The sequence below is a fragment of the Nocardia coubleae NBRC 108252 genome, assembly GCF_001612805.1.
Classification (GTDB): Bacteria; Actinomycetota; Actinomycetes; order Mycobacteriales; family Mycobacteriaceae; genus Nocardia; species Nocardia coubleae.
Map to the genome: position 1 here is coordinate 58,141 of NZ_BDBD01000011.1, position 17,020 is coordinate 75,160.

Below are 17,020 nucleotides of genomic sequence, written 5' to 3' on the forward strand. Positions count from 1 at the left end.
ATGGTCGCGACACGTGGCCGGCGCTCGCGCGATCCGGCGTAAAGCCCGAGACCAGCGGTATTCGGTGCGGGACGAGATCGTTGTAGGGTCGTATCCGGCGTAGGGAACACCGGTGTGAATCCGGGGCTGTCCCGCAACTGTCACCGGGGAGCAATCCGCCGATTAGTGGTCACGACCTACCCAGGTTGGAAGGCCGGCGGAGGTGCGTCGATCCGGGAGCCAGGATACCTGCGCCCGAAGTATCGGGATCCACCCACGAGGATGGCAATGAACAACTACACATCGGATCGGCCCGGGCTCGGCCGCCGGAAATTTCTGCTGGGCAGCGCGGGAGCGTTCGGCGCTGTCGTGCTGGGCGCGGCCATGACGGGCTGCGGCTCGGAAGCCGGCCAGGCGGGTTCGCAGCTGGGACCGTCACGGCCGGGCGGACGTTTGCGTTCGGTGATCGCCGGAAGGTCGGCGAGCGCGGATGTCCTCGACCCGCACGAGGCCGGTAGCTCGGCGGGTGGCGCGGTGTCGAAGAACGTCTGGGACAAACTGGTTGCCTACAACAATGATCTGACCCTGCGCTACCGGCTCGCGCAGTCGCTGGAGCCGAACGCGGACGGCAGCCAGTGGCGTATCAATCTGCGCCCGGGGGTGGTGTTCAGTGATGGAACCCCGCTGACCGCGCGGGATGTGCTGTGGAGCTTCGAGCGGATGCTCGATCCGACGAGGAACTCCTCCGGTGATCTCTCGATGGTCGATATGTCGCGCACCCGTGCCGACGGTGATCTCGGTGTCGTGGTGGCGATGAAATCTCCGCTGGCGGACTTCGGTTCGGTGCTGGCGGGCTGGTACTGCTACATCGTCAAGGCGGGCACCGGCGTCATCGACGGGTCGGCGCTCCCGGTGGGCACCGGTCCGTTCGCGTTGGCCCGCTGGTCACCAGGTGACCGAACCCTGTTGCGTCGTAACGAGCGGTACTGGGACGGACCGGTACCGCTCGATGAAGTGGAGATCATCCAGATCGCCGAGACCGAAGCGCGTATCAATGCCTTCCTTTCCGGGGAAGCCGATGTGGCGCACGAGATCTCGTACCTGCAGGCGCGGACGCTTTCCAGTGATCCGAACACCACGGTTGTGGTGCCGCCCGCCGGGTTGATGGGTGCGTTCCAGATGCGGGTCGACACCGCGCCTTTCGACGATCCGCGGGTGCGGCAGGCCATGCGGTTGGCGGTGGACCGCCAAGCCATGGTCGATGCGGTGTACTACGGCTACGCCGAGGTGGGCAACGACATCTACGGCAAGGGCGCACCGTTCTATCACGGCGATCTGCCGCAGCGGTCCTACGATCCGCAGCACGCGCGAGAACTGTTGCGCGAGGCCGGAAAAGAGAACTTGACGGTGACCCTGCCCACGGCGGACGGGATGCCCGGCATGCTAGAGGCCGCGACCTTGTTCGCTGAGCACGCCAGAGCCGCGGGCATCACGATCAAGCTGGAATCGGTCCCTGCGGACACCTACTTCTCCCAGGTCAGCGGTAAGGCGCCGCTGTCCCACGTGGGCTGGTGGAACTACAGTCTCGACTACTTCTACGGCCAGACCATGACCAGTTCGTCGCCAAGCAACGGCACCGGCTGGCGACGACCCGGCTGGGATGCCGCCTTCGCCCAGGCCCGCGCCGCGATGGATCCGCAGCGACGGAGCGAGCTGTATCGCCAACTGCAGGAAGAACTCTGGAACGACGGCGGCTACATCCTGCACAGCTTCGCCAAACGCCCCGACGCGGCGAAGAACTATGTGGGTGGAGTGCGAAACGGCGTGTCCGGCACCGACGACTGGGCCAACTACGCGACCACCTGGCTCGCCGAGCAGTGACCCGCCGCTCGTGATCGCCTACGTCGCGCGGCGCATCGGCGGCGGCCTCGCAGTGCTGCTCGCCGTCGCGCTGGTCGTCTTCATGCTGTTCGAGACACTGGACTCCGATGCGGCCACGGTCATCCTGTCACGTACCGGTGGTGGCGACCCCACCCCCGAGCAACTGGCGGCACTGCGTGCCCAACTCGGTCTGGATCGGCCCGCGCTCGTGCGCTTCGAGGACTGGCTGATCGCCTTCATCCAGGGCGATTTCGGGCATTCGCTGATATCCGGTCGGCCGGTCGGCGATGTGCTGCTCGGACGCGCCACCAACAGTGTCGCGCTCGCGCTGATCACCGCCACGCTGCTCGTACCCGCGTCGCTCGCGCTCGGTCTCCTTGCCGGTGCCCGTGCGGGGTCGCGGACCGACCGGGTCATCAGCGTCGGTGCGTTGGCGGCGGAATCGGTGCCCTCGTTCGTTTTCGGCGTCCTGCTGGTGGCGACGGTGTCGTTGTCGCTGCGCCTGCTGCCCGCTGTCTCGCTGCTGCCGACCGGCGCGAGCGTGTGGGACCGCCCGGAAATCCTGGTCCTGCCGGTGACGTGCCTGCTGATCGGGTTGGCGCCGCATCCGGTACGGATGGTGCGCGCGCAAACCGCCGAGGTCATGGCCAGTCCGTACATAAAGACGGCGCGGCTCAACGGGATCGCGGGTGCGCGCCTGATGCTGCGACAGGTCGCGCCCAATGCGGTATCGGCGTCGATCCATCCGCTCGCGGGCTCGGTGGTCGGGCTGATCGGCGGTGTCGCGGTGGTGGAGACACTGTTCTCCTATCCGGGTCTGTCGCAGGAGTTGTTGCGGGCCATCGAATCCCGTGATTTTCCGTTCGTCCAATCGGCCGCGGTGCTGCTGGCGGCGGTCGGGATCGGCATCTATCTGCTCGCCGATCTGCTCACGCTGCTGGTGAGCCCGCGTGCGCGGCAGGTAGCGATGGGAGGCCGGAGATGAGGAACCGCGGCAGGATTCGATCCGTGTGGCTCGTGGTCACCGTCGCTGTGCTGCTGCTGGTGGCACTGGGTCCGCTCCTCGCGCCCTACTCACCGACCGCAGTGACGGCACCGCCGTTCCAACCGCCGTCGGCGCGGCACCTCCTCGGTACCGATGTGGTCGGACGGGATGTGGCCTCGCGAGTGCTGCACGGCGGTCTGCCGTTGCTGTCGATCGCCGGGCCGGCGCTGATCGTCGCCTATGCGTTGGGGCTGAGCCTCGGCCTCCTCGCCGGGTTGCGCCGCGAATGGGACCACTGGGTCATGCGGCCGGTCGACGCCATCACCGTGGTGCCGTGGTTTCTGCTGCTCGCGGTGATCGCCACCGCGATGGGGGCGGGGCCCGCGGCGATCATGGTGACCGCGGCACTGGCATCGGTGCCCTGGATCATCCGCACCGTTCGCACTGGTGTGCTCGAACTCGCGTCGACCGGTTATGTCGAATCCGCCCGAGCTCGAGGGGAACCGCTGTGGCGGCTGGGGCTGGTCGAGGTGCTGCCGAACCTGCGGGCCGTGGTGCTCGCCGACGCGGGTGTTCGGATGTCGGAGACCATTTCGCTGGTTGCGGTGAGTGGATTCCTCGGGTTGGGACTGCGCCCGCCCGCGCCCGACTGGGCGTTGATGATCACCGAGAACCGACCCGGATTCGCTCTGCAACCGTGGTCGGTGCTCGCGCCGGCGCTTGTGATCATGGTGTTGGTGGTTTCGGTCAATATGGTCACCGACCGAGCCTTCGGCACCGATCAGCCCAGCGCGGCGCATCAGCCGGTGCGGGATTCCGAAGCGGGACCGGGCATCGCGGTGAATGGTCTCTCCGTCCGGAATTCGAGCGGAGACCTTGTACTGGAGGACATTTCGCTCCATGTGCCGCCCGGCAGCGGCATGGCCGTGGTCGGAGCGTCCGGTGCCGGAAAGACAACGCTGGCGCTGGCGGTGCTCGGCGCGCTACCGCCCGAACTGACCGCCGTCGGCTCGGTCGGCATCGGCCGATCCGCTGGTCGCCGCACGGTCGGCTACGTCCCGCAGGACCCGGCGACCGGGCTCAACCCAGCGCTACGCATCGGCACCGCCCTGCGTGAAATCGCCAGGCGGTATGACGCATTCGGGGTCGGCAACGGTGTAGCGGAGGCATTGCGGCGGGTCGACCTGCCCGATGATCGCCGATTCCGACGCCGATTCCCGCACGAGCTGTCCGGCGGCCAGCAGCAACGGGTATTGCTGGCCATGGCGCTCCTCGGTGATCCGGCACTGCTGGTTCTCGACGAGCCGACCACCGGACTCGACGCGCACACCCGAGACCGACTGGTGCGGACACTGCGCCGGATCCGGTCGGACAACTCCACCACGCTGCTCGTGATCACCCACGACTCGGCGGCGCTGGAACCGCTGGTGGATCACGTGCTCACCCTGGACCGGGGCCGGGTCGAATCGATAGCTGCCCCCCGAACATCGAGGGCGACACCGGTTGCGGGGGTGTCCCGCATCGAGACCGCGACCTCGCCGATACTCAGGGTCGAGAACCTGTCGATGACACACCGGCGTGGCCGCAACCCCGAGCCAGTCGTCGACGGGTTGTCGTTCAGCCTGCACCCCGGTGAATGTCTCGCCATCACAGGCAGATCCGGGGCGGGCAAGACCACGCTGGCACGCGCCCTCTCCGGCCTGCACGCGCCGATGGGCGGCATTATCGAACTGGACGGCACAGCACTGCATCCGCGCGTGGACCGGCGCCCGCCGGCGCACCGCCGCGCCATCCAACTGATACCGCAGAATCCCGCGACCTCACTCAACCCGTCCTATCGCATCGGCGGCCAGATCAGCCGACCGCTGCGCCACCTACACGGCATGAACAGCGCCGCCGCCTCGGCACGGACCCGAAGCCTGCTCGACGGGGTAGGCCTCGATTCCGAACTGGCGACACGGCGTCCCGACCAGCTGTCCGGCGGCCAGCAACAGCGCGCCGCCATCGCCCGGGCCCTCGCCGCCGCACCCCGCATCCTGATCTGCGACGAAATCACCACCGCGCTCGACCCGAATTCCCAGAACATGGTGCTCGACCTGCTCGAAGACCTGCGCCGAAACGGAATGGCGCTCATCGTGATCAGCCATCAGGACGCCGTAATCAACCGTCTCGCCGACCGGGTGCTAGGACTTTCGAGCAGGATGCGGCAATGAGCTGGAAGAGCAGGCAACCGGGGGTCATAGCCTTATGATCCGGTCGGATCACGCAGGCCAGGCGGCGCGGCCCTGGTCCGCACGTGTGGCGCGGTCGGCCTGCCGGGCTGAACTCCTTCGCCCATTTCCATGAGAATCAGCTGTCGCTCGTGCCCGTTGGTGCGACCGTTCCGTCCTGCGGGCGTAAGGATCTGACCGGTGCGCGCCGGTCGCGTGACCGGCCGATCAGCGCGGTCGACAGCACTATCACCGCGAGTATCGCCAAGTGCCCGGCGAACAGGGTCAGCAGCGGCAGGGCGAAGCCCTCGTCGGTGAGTTCACCGCGCTCGCCTACGCAGTAGAGCGTGTAGTTGATCGAGGTTCCCTCGCCGTCGTAGAACTTGTCCGCGACGACCAGGGGATCGGTGGCCGGGGCAGAACAGAACAGGGGTGCGGTGAGTTTCGCTTCACCGGGCCATACGCCGACGGTCAGGGCCAGGGTGAGGAAGGCGGCGCCCACGGCGGTCGACACCGCGGCGATCATGAATGCGCGCATTGTCTAGACCTGCCGCACCCGCAGGAAGGCGCCGGTGCGGTCGAATTCGACGACCGTCTCCGCGCGTGGTGACAGCACGTTGGCGACCATACGGATGTCGGGGCCGAAACGGCTCACCACCAGCACGGTGAGCTGGCCGTCGGGAAGGTCGCTGCGCACGAGGGCGGTGTCGACGATGTCCTCGAGGCGCGACAGGCCGGGCACCTCGCTGACGGAGAAGTTCTCGCCGTCGAGATCGTGGCGAGCCGACACGCGCACCGGGCGGGGTGCGCTGAGGTCACCGAGGGTGAACGAGTAGTCGTCGAGTTGGCGGGGTCGGTCCGGTGGACGGACTCGCAAGTGGACGGTGGGCGTCCGCGCTGACAAGTCGTGGTCGGTGGTCATCATCCTGGTGACCTGGTCGGGTTGGTCGACCAAGGTGAGCCGGAACTGTGTGGTGTTCGGCGGGGAGACGACGATGACATTCGCCTCGACGTCGGTGGCGCCGATACGCCGACCGAGCGCGGCGACCGCTTCGAGAGGCAGTGCGCTCACCAGCCCGCCGCCGCGGGAACGCACCTGGCTCTCGAAATCGGGGCGATCCACCGCACCGAGGCATCCACTCGTACTGCCGAGCACGGCACAACACACCATGACTCGAAGCCATCCACCGCGGCGCATGCCCGAATGCTAAGGGCCGCGCGGCGATCGTGCTCATCACCACCCGCGCCGGTGAGTATCAGTGCCCGCGGGGTCTGCGAGATCCAGGTCTTCAATGGCCTTGATGAGCCGGTCGAAGGTCGCACGTACATACGGCTGGGCCGTGGACGCGGCGGGTGCTCGCCGGACCGCTAGTGAACGGCGCGGCTCGCCCCCTCCCAATGCGGTGCGCGAAGGTCGCGTTTGAGGACCTTGCCCGCCCCGGAAACCGGTAGCGGCATCGACAGGCGACGCTCTCGGCGTCGCCCGTGCCCTGGACGGCCACATGCCGCGAGTCGGCGGCTGGTGCTTCGCGAGTGCATCGGGTCTATTTCCCGGCTTTGTGGCGCTGGTAGTGCCGGGCCACGCGCATGCGGTTGCCGCACAGCGCGGCCGAGCACCAGCGTCGGCGTGGGTTGGTGGGCAGGAACCAGATCACGCAGTCGTGGGCGTCGCATTGCCGGATGGTGGTGACCGCGGGATCGGCCAGCAGGTGGGCGGTGGCCTCGGCGAGTTCGGCGGCCAGACGCTGTCCGGGGGTGCCCGTGCGCTGACGGGCGGCGGTCACGCCTGAGTCTTCCCACCTCAGTCGGGTGATTGCGGGGGCGCCACGTTGGGCGTCTTCGAGTGCGTGTAGGTCGAGTTGGCGTGGGCGTTGCCCGCGGTGGGCGCGTTCGAGGGCAGACGCGATGTGGGCGCGGATCGCGCGAACAGCGCTGACGTCGGCCACGTCGATATCAGCGCCGAGTTCGGGGAGCCGGTGAGCCTGAGCGGTGCACCAGGCGCGCAGGTCGTCGGGGGTCTGTAGCAGATCGCCGAGTGACGGGGCGGTGTTGATCAGATCCAGTGGCAACGGCTCGCCGAGCAAGGGGAAACGTCCGGGCACAGCACCTAATGCTACACACTGGATTGACACATTAGCCTGGCGTATATACCTTACGGGGGTACCGAATAGTGGAGGAGGGGTTGTTCCATGCCCGAGGTAGTCGGCGCCGAGGCAGACGAGGGCGCGAAACCGTCGCCCGCGTTGGTGGCTTCGTTGTTCACGATCGCGACCGCCCAGTTGATGCTGGTGCTCGACGACTCGGTGGTGAATGTCGCGCTGCCGAGCATCCAGCGAGAATTGCACGTGAGCCCGGTGCATTTGTCGTGGGTGGTCAATGCCTACATCTTGGCGTTCGGTGCGTTGCTGATGCTCGGAGGCCGGATCGGGGACCTGTGGGGTCGGCGCCGCACCGTGCAGGTCGGTTTGATCGTGTTCGTGGTCGCCTCGCTCGCCGGTGGTTTGGGGCAGACGGCGGGCATGCTGATCGGGGCGCGCGGGCTGCAAGGGCTGGGCGCGGCCCTCATAGCACCGAACGTGCTCGCCCTGATCACCACAACCTTCGCCGAGCGGAAGCTACGTGACACCGCGTTGTCGCTCTACGGTGCGATGTCGGGTCTGGGCATCGTGATCGGCCTGCTGGTGGGCGGTGTGCTGACCGGCACGCTCGGGTGGCGCTGGGTCTTCTTCGTCAACGTCCCGATCGGGCTGCTCGTACTGCTGGGTACCCGAACGCTGATCGCGCCGCAGCCGCATCGCGGACAGCTCGGAACCATCGGGGCGGTGCTCGGCACGGCGGGCACGTTCGCCCTCGTCTTCGCGATCACCCGCTTCGGTGAGGACGGCTTCACCGATTCGGTCGCATTGATCGCCGTGGTGGTGGCCATCGTTGTTCTGGCGGGTTTCGTGCGCACCCAGGCACGCAGCCGCAACCCACTGATCCCGCTGAGCCTGTTCCGGGACAGAAACCGCACCGGCGCTTACCTGACCATGCTGCTGTTGGCGGTGGGACCGATGGGGTCGCTGTACGTGCTGACCCTCTACCTGCAGCGGGTGCGTGACTATTCGCCGATCATGACCGGTCTGGCGTGGCTGCCGTTCGCGGTCGGCATCATTCTCGGTGCGGGCCTGGCACCGAAACTGCTGTTGGCCGTCGCCCCGCGCCTCGTCGCCGGTGTCGGTGCTCTGCTCAGTGCGCTTGCGGCACTGTGGTTCTCCACGATCACCACGACCAGCGGTTACTGGACGCATCTGGCACCACCCATGCTGGTGTCGGCACTCGGCTTCGGTCTCGGAGTCATGGCACTGACGCAGGCGGCGGTCTACCACGTCGACAGCGACAAAGCCGGTATCGCCTCCGCGCTGCTCAACTCCGCCCAGCAGATCGGTGTCGCGCTCGGTATTGCGGTCCTGGCTGGTGTCGCCGCCACTATCACCAGCCATTCGTCCGAGGCCGAACCCGCCGCCCTCACCGACGGCTACAGCGGCGCCCTGCTGGTGGCGTTCGCGATGCTGCTGACCGCCGCCGTGGTCGCTGTGTTGTTCCTGCGCGGCAACACACAAGAGCCGAAGCCCACGGGCCGGTCCGCCGACGCCCTGCACTGAACACCCCCGCTTGCCGGGGCCGACTCAAAGGATCAACGATGCACTCGCACAACGACGAAGCGAAGTTCATGGCCGACATCAAGGAAGCCGCACCGGAAATGGTCTCGGCCTTCTTCGGATTCGACAAAGCCGTATTCGACAAGAACACCGGGAACCTGGACCTGGCCACCCGCGAACTGATCGCGGTCGGCGTCGCCGTGACCACACAGTGCCCGTTCTGCATCGAAGACCACGCCAAGCGCGCCGTCAAGGCGGGCGCGTCCAAGGCCGATGTCGCCGAAGCGGTCATGGTCGCCGCCGCCCTGCGCGCCGGCGGCGGCATCACCCACGGATGGAAGGCGATGAAGAGCATCGCCGACGGCGAGTAATCCGACCGACAGATCGTTCACCAGCGGAAGTACTCCCCTGGGAAGGTCCGAGCACGCGCACGATCCGAACACCTTTCCAACCGGTCCGGCGGGCCTTGCCGCAGCCACCCCGACGAAGTCCTGCACCCGCAAGATGGTGACGAGATCGAAATCCCCTCCAGCCCATCACGTGCCGAACACCGCCGCCGTAGCGGCGTGTTCGGCCACGGCACATGCAGTGCTACGAGCAGTGCCCCCGATAATGAGCTCCAGTCGCTCACCGAAGCCGTCGCCCACTTGAGTGCTGCTCGCGCGAGTGGCGAGCAGTCCACACTCTTGTTGAAGCCGGGGTGCCGATGATGTGTTCCCCGCGTGAGCGGGGATCCTCGGCTGCTGCCCCACCTGGAGCCGAACCGGAACCTCTACACACCAGGGCCCGGACCCACGCGAGGATCCGGGCCCGAGTGGTAGGCGGTGATCAGCGCGCGTTGGCCGTGCAGACCACGTCGATGACCTTGGTGCCGCTGAGATCGGACGACCCGAAGTTGGCCAGCTGTGCGACCGGAACGCCCTCGGCCAGCTTGTCGATAGCCCTGCGCACAGCCTCGCTGCGGTTGGCTGCCGCCGCGGCGGCGACCCAACCTTGGTCGTTCCAGACCAATGCCCCGCAGCCGTTCGCCCACGTGACCATCACCTCGCAGTCCTGCCCGCCGCCACAGTTCTCGATCGCGCGATCGCGCGCCTGCTCCTCGCTGGAGTGGTTCGCGGTGGTGAAGCCATACCATTGCGGCACGCTGAACACGATCGCTCCCCACTGGTCGTCCGCAGCGTCTGCCGGACCTGCGCCGAACACCGACCCAGCCGCAAGACCGAGCGCCGCAACGGCGAAGCCGGCCTTACCCATGAAACTCATTCGAAAGATCTCCTCTGGAAACTGATTCCGGAAGTCCGGAACGTTCCAGATAATCACCGAAGACCGGTCACAGCCAACTCCACAGGAAAACGTCATACCGGATTGGTCACCCGCGACGAAAAGCTGTGTGTGGCAGTGCTACTGGGATAGGTAGCGGCGGTGGCGGTCACGGCGGGATCAGCTCTGGCACCGCCCGCCGAATCCGGCAGGATCGCGCAGGGTGCCGAACAGCAGCCAGCTGAGCACCGGCATGAGCACCAACGGGATCAGTGCGATCTGCAAGGTGGTGGCGTCGGCGAGCGAGCCGAGCAGCGGGCCGGCCAGACCGCCGATGCTGACGGTGAGCCCCAGGGTAACGCCACTGGCGGTGCCGACCCGGGTGGGCAGGTAGTCCTGGCCGAGGGTGACCTGCAGGGAGAACGGCACGTAGAGCCCGATCGAGGTCAGTGCGACGAACGCGTACACCGCCGGTCCGGGGGTCCACACCACACCGGCGATCGCGGCCGCGGCCACCAGGTAGGACCGACGTGAGACCAGCACCCGGTCAAAGCGCTCGGCCAGCGATCCACCGAGCACCGACCCGATGACCCCGCCCAGGTAGAGCACGAACAGCGCGACCGTGCCTGCGGTGGTGCTGCCGCCCAGGCGCTGGGTGATATAGAGGGAGATGAAGGTGCTCAGCCCGACGAAGGCGATCGAACGGAAGATCACCGCTGCCGACAGCCGCAGGAACGAGGTCATGTCGTCGGGACCGGGCGGGGTGAACCCGCTGTCTCCGGCCGCCTGGCGCTGCGCCAGGGCGCGCAGCACCGGCAGCGTCAGCGCGGCACCGGCCAGGGCGGGCAGCACCAGCAGCGGGGTCCAGTCCAGCCCGCCGACCGATACGGTGGCAGCGACCAGCAGCGGCGCCAGCGCGAAACCGATGTTGCCGCCGGTGGAGAAGTAGGCCATCCGGGTGTGGCTGCCGCCGCCGACCGCCCGCGCGATCCGCGCGGACTCCGGATGGTAGGCCGCCACTCCGATCCCCGAGATCGCCACGAACACCAATGTCAGCGCGTAGGAGCTGCTCAACCCGCTCATCGCGATCCCCGCACCGCCGACCACGGTGGCCACCGGCAGCAGCCACGGCATCGGCCACCGGTCGGTCAACGCCCCGAACAACGGCTGTACCACCGCTGACAGCAGCGACGCCGCGAGCACGATCCCCGAGGCCGCGGCGTAGGTGTAGTCGCGCTCGGCGACGAAGAACGGCACGAGTGCGGCCACCGCGCCCTGGTAGACGTCGACGCATGCGTGTCCGGTCGACAGCAGCAGGGTTGAGGTATTCCGTCGCATCCAACGATGCTGCGCGAGCATGTCTTTGACGCGCTTCCGATAAACTGACAGACAATAATGGAAATCCGCCACCAATCCGTCGCGCCGACTCGCGCCCAGCTCCTGGCCCCCGGCGAGGAGATCGACGCCCACAGCCACGACGATCACCAGATCGTTTACGCGGGCCGGGGTGTGCTCTCGATCAGCACCAGCGCCGGAACCTGGGTCGCGCCCGGTACGCATGCGATCTGGGTGCCCGCCTGCACCGTTCACGCTCACCGCGCCTACGGCGAACTCGAACTGCACCTGCTCGGCCTGCCCGTCGCCGACAACCCCCTGCGCCTGAACACTCCCACCGTGCTGACTGTCGGGCCGTTGCTGCGAGAGCTGATCATCGCCTACACCCGTGACAGTGCCGACACCCCACAACGTGCCCGGATGCGTGCGGTCCTGCTCGATCAGCTGCACGCCGGCCCGCAGCAGCCCCTGCACCTGCCCATGCCGACCAACCCCGTGCTGCGCGCGGTCTGCGACATCCTGCGCGCGGACCCCGCCGACCCCCGCACCCTGGCCGAACTCGGCCGCGAAGTCGGCGCCGGCGACCGCACTTTGTCCCGGCTGTTCCGCAACGATCTGGGGCTGACCTTCCCGCAATGGCGAACCCAGCTGCGCCTGCACCACGCGCTGATCCTGCTCGCCCACAAGACCCCGGTCACCACAGTGGCCCATCGTTGCGGGTGGGCGACCGCGAGCGCGTTCATCGATGTCTTCCGCACCACTTTCGGCCACACCCCGGGCACCCACCTGCACCAGTGACGCCCCGAGCCCCGGCGGGGCCGGCAAGACCGCGCCGTGCTGAGGCGCACCGTCAGTCCGGCATCAGCGGCTCGGCTGTGCTGTGCGCCCTGCAACATTGCCCGACCTGATCAGCGAGGTCTGCCGACCTCGTGTGCGAGGTCCGAGACCCGCCGGTCGTGATCGCACAGCAGCCGCTTCCTCCCCGGCCTCCCAGCGCCGCAACGGCAACGGCGCGAATCACCAGCATCTGAATCCCACACGCCCGGCACATCCCGGCATGCCGCCGGCGCCGGGTGTGAAGCCGAATCAACTGCTCGACACCGGATCCCACGTCATTGGCTGCGTCCTGTTTGCGAGCCACATGGTCAAGAAGGGAAACACAACCCCGACCACCAGGGCGGTCAATGCGATCTCGGACGGAATCGACGGCGGCCCGCTCTCGGCAGGGAGCGTGCGTGGGCGATCGGTGGTAACGCCGTACAAGACGAGCAGCAGGACGAAATCCGTTACGAACAGCCAGCATCCACCGACGATCACCGCCGGACGCGCGATAACCGCGCCGACCGCCAGCGCGACAGCCCCGATTCCGACGGTGATCGCTTTGACGACCAGAAGCTCGTTCACACCCGGCGCGACCTGCGCGTCGGGTGCCCCGCCCACCAGCCACGCAAAGCCGTAGACCAAGACGAGTCCAGCACCGGTCGAACTCCCCAATCCAGCAAGTACCCTCGCCCATATCTGTGCCGATCCCACAAGATGACTTCAGCACAGAAATATGGGGATTCAGTGAAGAAACCGGTCAGAAACGCAGCACGTCTGGTCGATGTAGACGGTTGCACGTCGGCAAGACACGGATCCGCGGAGCCACACCGTGACCGGCCGGCACATCAGCGGCGGATCCACTGGTCTGGACCCAACGCCACCTCGGCCGAGAGATCCAGTGCCCGCAGCTCAGCGTGCCGAGGTCTGCTCATCGGGGTGCAGGTCGGACTGCGGTTGGCCTCACGCAGGAGCGCGGCGGCTCGCTCGCTCGAAAGCTGTTCTCGTGCCCATTGGTCCGTGATCGCCTGCGGAGCTTCTCCCGCCATCTTGATGTCTTCGCAGGTTGGCGAGCGCGGCGCCTTTTGCGTCATGGCACCGGATGCGATCCGCGTTGGGCACCAAGCAGCACGCGAGGTGAAACGCCGCGGCCGAACGCTACGGCGACAACAGACCTGTGCCGCCATGAGGAACCGCGCGCCACGCTGACCCCTGTGGCTGACGGGTTCGAACAATTTCTGTACCGATTCTGAGTCCACTACAAGCGGGACGAGAGCAGCTTCTCAGCACCGGTCTGCGACTACCTGGTGTCTCTCGCACGATAACTGTGCGCGACGGCGCCATGACACGATGATGGCGTTCTTCGATTCCGCCCCGTGAACCCAGCGGCTTCTTCGACGATCCGCCATCATCGGGCGACCCGGCGTCTCATCAGCAGCCATGGGTCCCGGGCGGCTGTGCCGGGTCCGGCCGGACCCCGACAGGTCCGGCCGGACGTGCTCAGCTGTCGAACAGCTGCTGGCCCAGGTAGTGCCCAGGACCTGGGACACCCGGTGGGATCACGAAGACGGCGGAGCCGATCGGTGTGGTCCATTCGTTGAGCGCGTCGACCTCGGCCAACCGGGTTTGTACCGGCAGGAACTGGGTGTCGATGTCGCGTTGGTAGGCGACGAACAGCAGCCCCGAGTTCGACACCTGCCCGGGTTCGGGTGGTTCGTCGTAGTTGAACCCGCGGCGCAGGAACCGTTCGCCGTCGCTGGTGTGTCTGGCTCGCGCCACATGCGAGGACGGCGGGATCACCGGGATTCCATGGCGGTCGAGGGCGGCCAGGTCCGGCTCGTCGAACTCGGTGGTGCCGGTCAGCGGAGCACCGTTGGACAGTCGTCGCCCGACGGTCAGTTCCCTGGCCTCGACGTCGAGCTCGTCCCAGCGATCGAGGTCCATCGCGATGCGCCGCAAGACCAGTGACGTGCCACCGGCCAGCCACGGCACCGACGCACCGTCTTCCCAGACCAAACGCTCGAAATCGGGCGCGGCGATGGTGACCGTTCCGTCGACCTGTCCCATGAGGTTGCGCATGGTCGCACCCGACGGTGGGTCCCGGAAACCCCGCTGCACCCACCGCACCCGAACCAGCGACTTCACGTGCTTGCACAGCACCCGAACCGCGTGCGCGACGGTGGTCGACTCCTCGGCGCAGACCTGTATCAGCAGATCGGCGCCGGTATAGGCGGGGTCGAGCCGGTCGATGGGGAAGGCGGGCAACGGTCGTAGCCACGAGGGCCGCCGCTGTGGCAACCCGGCGATCGTGAACAACTCCGGCCCGAATCCGACGGTGATCGTCAGCTTGCCGGGCCGGGCGGCCAGTTCCGGTTCGGTGTCGGCCAGCGCGGGCAGACCGCTCGTCAGACGAGCCGCGTCGTCGGTCCAGATGCGGAGCAGGCCGATGATGTCGTCCCGACTGGTGCCCGGGGCGAGGTCGAAGCCGACGAAAGCGACGTGCCGCTGTGGGGTGGTCTCGATACCGGCCTGGTGCTTGCCGTAGAACGGCACGGTGTCGAGCGCCCAGTCGCGCGCTGGCTCGCGATCGGTGAGACCGGCTGCGCCCCAGCCCGCTGCTGTCGCGCCGACCACGCCCGCCGCTGCTGCTCCTCCGCCGAGCAATCGTCGCCGGGAGAGTCGCGGATCAGCCACTGTGCGACGGGCTTTCGGTTCCGGGGGCATAGTTTTCCTTGCCACCCGCGAAGTCGCGGACCTGCGCGGTGACGACCAGTGTCTGCCCGTCGGCGAAGGTCAGCGTGATCGTGGTCTGCGCGCCGGTACGCAATGGCTGAACCAGGTCCATGAACATCAGGTGGTCGGCGCCGGGTTTCAAGGTCACCTCCCCGTTTGCGGGGATGGTGATGCCCCCTTGCTTGGGTCGCATGGTCTTGGTGCCGGTGCTGTCGGGCACGACTTCGTGGATCTCGACCCGCTGCGACGCGGGACTGGTCGCGGCCACCAGCGTCACCGGGGCGTCACCGGTGTTGCGCAGGTTGCCGAAGGCCGCCGACATGCCGGACTCGGCGGCTTTGATCCACTGATCGGTCATGCTGACCGGGGCGGCGTTCGGCGCCGTGCCCGCCGAAACGGATTCGGCACCGGAACAGCCCGCGGTGAGCGCGGCCAGTGTGGCCATGGCGACGGCAGCGCCGAAACCTCGCACGACACGAGGTGAGCGCAAGCGGGTACGCGGAGAGAAGGACATGACGAACTCCGATCATCAGGTGAGGGGGACCCGGACCGGTGCGTGGATTCGAACCGCTATACCGGTGCGGGGTGAGGTGCGCGTAACCCGTACCGCGGCGGGCCGCGCAGGCTGATGACGGGCCGGCGAAGAAGTTGTCGAACGATCGCCCGTTCGGCGTCCGGCATCGGGACTGTCGGGCGAGAAGGCACACCGACGACGCCGACCAGCGCGATGACAAGCCGACACACGCTGCTGATCGCCCGCCCGAGCCCGACTTCGGCACCGCGGATCGCCAAGGCGCCCAAGGGGATCGCCACCAGGTGCGCGATCACCATCGCCACGGTGACGCCGTGATGGGAATGGCCGGGGCCGAGGGAAAGCGCCGTGTGCCCGACGTATTGCCCCACAGCCAGAACCGCCATGGTCGACACCGCGTGGGCGCCGCGCGGGAACGTGCCCGCGACGACACCGACGAGGGCGCAAGCAGCGAACAACAGGACAAGCGAAGAGCTCGCGGGCACCCCGCTCGCACCACCGAGTCCGTGCGCGAGAATCGCGACCGCCCCGGACGCCGCACCCACGCTCACACCCCGGACACCCGCGGTCTGATCGGTGGGGGAGCGCACCAGGTCATCCTACGACGACGTGTCGTTGTTCTGAATACAAGGGCAGGTGAGCAGCTTTGATGCCAGTCGCCATCTAACGCGCGTTGCGGTCTGCGCCACTGGGTGGGGTCGAGACCGATCGCGACGGGTGCCGACAGTCAGCGTGATCGTTGTTGCCGGGAGCGTCAGCGAGGCGAGGCGGGGCGGACGCGTCACGAGCGCGCTATCGGCGGCGATTTCGGTGGCGAAGCGCCGCCGATAGCACGGTCGACCTGTCGGGTGAGGCGGTCGGCGCTATTCAGCTGAACGCAGCAGCAGTTGTTGTGCGTGCGACAGCATCCGGTCCAGCGTCTCCGGTTCCGGTCGGAGTCCGGCGATGATTTCGTCGAGCTCACGCAGTCCCGCCCGATGCAGGAGTCGCTTCTCGTTGGTGACCCACTCGCCGCGTGCGGCCAGCACGGCGTGCGCGGCCTGCATGCCCGCGGTGGCGAGCGCACCCGCGACTTCGGTGACCTGGCCGCGTGCGGCGTAGGCGCTGCGGGCGTATCGCAATGTCAGTTCGGCTTTTTCGCGCCAGATCGGTGGGGCGGCGTCGCGCAAGGCCTGCGGGAACTGCGGGCGCGGGAGCTGCCCACGCAGGACCTGGTTGACGGCCAGTTCTGCGACCAGCAGATAGCTGGGGATCCCGGCCAGGTGGAACATCAGCGGCTCCCAATGGAACCGGCCCTGGCGTGCCTCGGCGAGTTGGTGTTCGACGACATCGAGATCGCGATAGTGGATATCGGCGGTTCGGCCGTCGATGGTGAGCCACGCGCCGCCGTTGAACACCCCGCCGCCCCACGCACCGATCTCGGAGACCGTCCCGGACCAACCGACCTCACGTAGGTCATCGGGAGAGAAGGGTCCCCGATAGTAGACGGCGAAATCCCAGTCGCTGTCCGGGGTGTGGGTGCCGGTGGCGCGGGAACCGCCGAGTGTGACGGCTTGCACGGTGGGCAGGGCAGCCAGGCGTGCGGCGACCAGATCGCAGAATTGTTGGTCGGTCATGAAATCTCCATGGCGGATGGTCGACGAAA

Annotated in this window: 16 protein-coding genes and 1 riboswitch; of the genes, 6 read left to right on the plus strand and 10 right to left on the minus strand. The window is 67.5% G+C overall.

The window, feature by feature from the left end:
• Window positions 1-71 precede the first annotated feature (71 nt).
• Window positions 72-250, plus strand: a riboswitch (cobalamin riboswitch).
• Window positions 251-267: 17 nt separating this feature from the next.
• The 3 genes from NCO8_RS09270 to NCO8_RS09280 are packed head-to-tail and all read left to right on the plus strand — an operon-like array spanning window position 268 to window position 5,058.
• On the plus strand, window positions 268-1,860 hold the full coding sequence (locus NCO8_RS09270) for an ABC transporter substrate-binding protein (protein ID WP_067638138.1): 1,593 nt from the start codon (window positions 268-270) through the stop codon (window positions 1,858-1,860).
• Window positions 1,861-1,870: 10 nt separating this feature from the next.
• A complete protein-coding gene (locus NCO8_RS09275; protein WP_245655291.1) occupies window positions 1,871-2,845 on the plus strand; it encodes an ABC transporter permease in 975 nt (324 codons plus the stop codon).
• A 23-nt stretch (window positions 2,846-2,868) separates the two neighbouring features.
• Window positions 2,869-5,058 carry an ABC transporter ATP-binding protein/permease gene (locus NCO8_RS09280; protein WP_067638140.1) on the plus strand — a complete coding sequence of 730 codons (2,190 nt, stop codon included), beginning with the start codon at window positions 2,869-2,871 and terminating at the stop codon, window positions 5,056-5,058.
• Between the two features lie 136 nt (window positions 5,059-5,194).
• Here the strand turns inward: NCO8_RS09280 and NCO8_RS09285 are convergent, their stop codons facing one another.
• The 3 genes from NCO8_RS09285 to NCO8_RS09295 form a co-directional block, all read right to left on the minus strand.
• Window positions 5,195-5,593, minus strand: a complete 399-nt coding sequence (locus NCO8_RS09285) for a hypothetical protein (protein WP_067638142.1) — start codon at window positions 5,591-5,593, stop codon at window positions 5,195-5,197.
• A 3-nt stretch (window positions 5,594-5,596) separates the two neighbouring features.
• A complete protein-coding gene (locus tag NCO8_RS09290; RefSeq protein WP_157104848.1) occupies window positions 5,597-6,253 on the minus strand; it encodes a hypothetical protein in 657 nt (218 codons plus the stop codon).
• A 346-nt stretch (window positions 6,254-6,599) separates the two neighbouring features.
• Complete coding sequence (locus tag NCO8_RS09295) at window positions 6,600-7,157, minus strand: CGNR zinc finger domain-containing protein (protein ID WP_167353260.1); 558 nt, start codon at window positions 7,155-7,157, stop codon at window positions 6,600-6,602.
• 87 nt (window positions 7,158-7,244) lie between these two features.
• On the opposite strand from NCO8_RS09295, the gene NCO8_RS09300 reads away from it, so the two are divergent.
• Complete coding sequence (locus NCO8_RS09300; RefSeq protein WP_084456821.1) at window positions 7,245-8,699, plus strand: MFS transporter; 1,455 nt, start codon at window positions 7,245-7,247, stop codon at window positions 8,697-8,699.
• 38 nt (window positions 8,700-8,737) lie between these two features.
• The gene (locus tag NCO8_RS09305) at window positions 8,738-9,067 is read left to right on the plus strand and encodes a carboxymuconolactone decarboxylase family protein (protein ID WP_157104850.1); all 330 of its coding nucleotides are present in this window, start codon (window positions 8,738-8,740) and stop codon (window positions 9,065-9,067) included.
• A 457-nt stretch (window positions 9,068-9,524) separates the two neighbouring features.
• Here the strand turns inward: NCO8_RS09305 and NCO8_RS09310 are convergent, their stop codons facing one another.
• Together NCO8_RS09310 and NCO8_RS09315 are read right to left on the minus strand one after the other, a co-directional pair.
• Window positions 9,525-9,959: a DUF4189 domain-containing protein gene (locus tag NCO8_RS09310; protein WP_067638149.1), complete on the minus strand. Its 435-nt coding sequence runs from the start codon at window positions 9,957-9,959 to the stop codon at window positions 9,525-9,527.
• Window positions 9,960-10,136: 177 nt separating this feature from the next.
• Window positions 10,137-11,294 carry an MFS transporter gene (locus NCO8_RS09315; RefSeq protein WP_067639901.1) on the minus strand — a complete coding sequence of 386 codons (1,158 nt, stop codon included), beginning with the start codon at window positions 11,292-11,294 and terminating at the stop codon, window positions 10,137-10,139.
• 57 nt (window positions 11,295-11,351) lie between these two features.
• Between NCO8_RS09315 and NCO8_RS09320 the strand changes: the two genes are divergently transcribed.
• Entirely contained in the window at window positions 11,352-12,089 is a 738-nt protein-coding gene (locus NCO8_RS09320; RefSeq protein WP_067638151.1) for a helix-turn-helix transcriptional regulator, read from the plus strand.
• A 288-nt stretch (window positions 12,090-12,377) separates the two neighbouring features.
• Here NCO8_RS09320 and NCO8_RS09325 read toward each other — a convergent pair whose 3' ends face one another.
• The 5 genes from NCO8_RS09325 to NCO8_RS09345 form a co-directional block, all read right to left on the minus strand.
• Window positions 12,378-12,755 carry a hypothetical protein gene (locus NCO8_RS09325; RefSeq protein WP_067638153.1) on the minus strand — a complete coding sequence of 126 codons (378 nt, stop codon included), beginning with the start codon at window positions 12,753-12,755 and terminating at the stop codon, window positions 12,378-12,380.
• Window positions 12,756-13,610: 855 nt separating this feature from the next.
• A complete protein-coding gene (locus NCO8_RS09330; RefSeq protein ID WP_067638155.1) occupies window positions 13,611-14,834 on the minus strand; it encodes a Dyp-type peroxidase in 1,224 nt (407 codons plus the stop codon).
• Window positions 14,797-15,315 carry a copper chaperone PCu(A)C gene (locus tag NCO8_RS09335; RefSeq protein ID WP_245655292.1) on the minus strand — a complete coding sequence of 173 codons (519 nt, stop codon included), beginning with the start codon at window positions 15,313-15,315 and terminating at the stop codon, window positions 14,797-14,799. The genes NCO8_RS09330 and NCO8_RS09335 overlap by 38 nt, the downstream gene beginning before the upstream one ends.
• A gap of 98 nt (window positions 15,316-15,413) precedes the next feature.
• On the minus strand, window positions 15,414-15,965 hold the full coding sequence (locus NCO8_RS09340; RefSeq protein WP_067638158.1) for a hypothetical protein: 552 nt from the start codon (window positions 15,963-15,965) through the stop codon (window positions 15,414-15,416).
• Between the two features lie 273 nt (window positions 15,966-16,238).
• Window positions 16,239-16,991 (minus strand): nucleotidyltransferase domain-containing protein, encoded by a 753-nt coding sequence (locus NCO8_RS09345; protein ID WP_067638160.1) that lies wholly within the window; start codon window positions 16,989-16,991, stop codon window positions 16,239-16,241.
• Window positions 16,992-17,020: the final 29 nt, after the last annotated feature.

What these genes read in the sequence shown, in the direction of transcription:
- NCO8_RS09290 (WP_157104848.1), bottom strand. Translation starts at nt 6,253, where the DNA reads ATGCGCCGCGGTGGATGGCTTCGAGTCATGGTGTGTTGTGCCGTGCTC.
- NCO8_RS09305 (WP_157104850.1), top strand. Translation starts at nt 8,738, where the DNA reads ATGCACTCGCACAACGACGAAGCGAAGTTCATGGCCGACATCAAGGAA.
- NCO8_RS09315 (WP_067639901.1), bottom strand. Translation starts at nt 11,294, where the DNA reads ATGCGACGGAATACCTCAACCCTGCTGCTGTCGACCGGACACGCATGC.
- NCO8_RS09285 (WP_067638142.1), bottom strand. Translation starts at nt 5,593, where the DNA reads ATGCGCGCATTCATGATCGCCGCGGTGTCGACCGCCGTGGGCGCCGCC.
- NCO8_RS09270 (WP_067638138.1), top strand. Translation starts at nt 268, where the DNA reads ATGAACAACTACACATCGGATCGGCCCGGGCTCGGCCGCCGGAAATTT.
- NCO8_RS09345 (WP_067638160.1), bottom strand. Translation starts at nt 16,991, where the DNA reads ATGACCGACCAACAATTCTGCGATCTGGTCGCCGCACGCCTGGCTGCC.
- NCO8_RS09320 (WP_067638151.1), top strand. Translation starts at nt 11,352, where the DNA reads ATGGAAATCCGCCACCAATCCGTCGCGCCGACTCGCGCCCAGCTCCTG.
- NCO8_RS09310 (WP_067638149.1), bottom strand. Translation starts at nt 9,959, where the DNA reads ATGAGTTTCATGGGTAAGGCCGGCTTCGCCGTTGCGGCGCTCGGTCTT.
- NCO8_RS09330 (WP_067638155.1), bottom strand. Translation starts at nt 14,834, where the DNA reads ATGCCCCCGGAACCGAAAGCCCGTCGCACAGTGGCTGATCCGCGACTC.
- NCO8_RS09300 (WP_084456821.1), top strand. Translation starts at nt 7,245, where the DNA reads ATGCCCGAGGTAGTCGGCGCCGAGGCAGACGAGGGCGCGAAACCGTCG.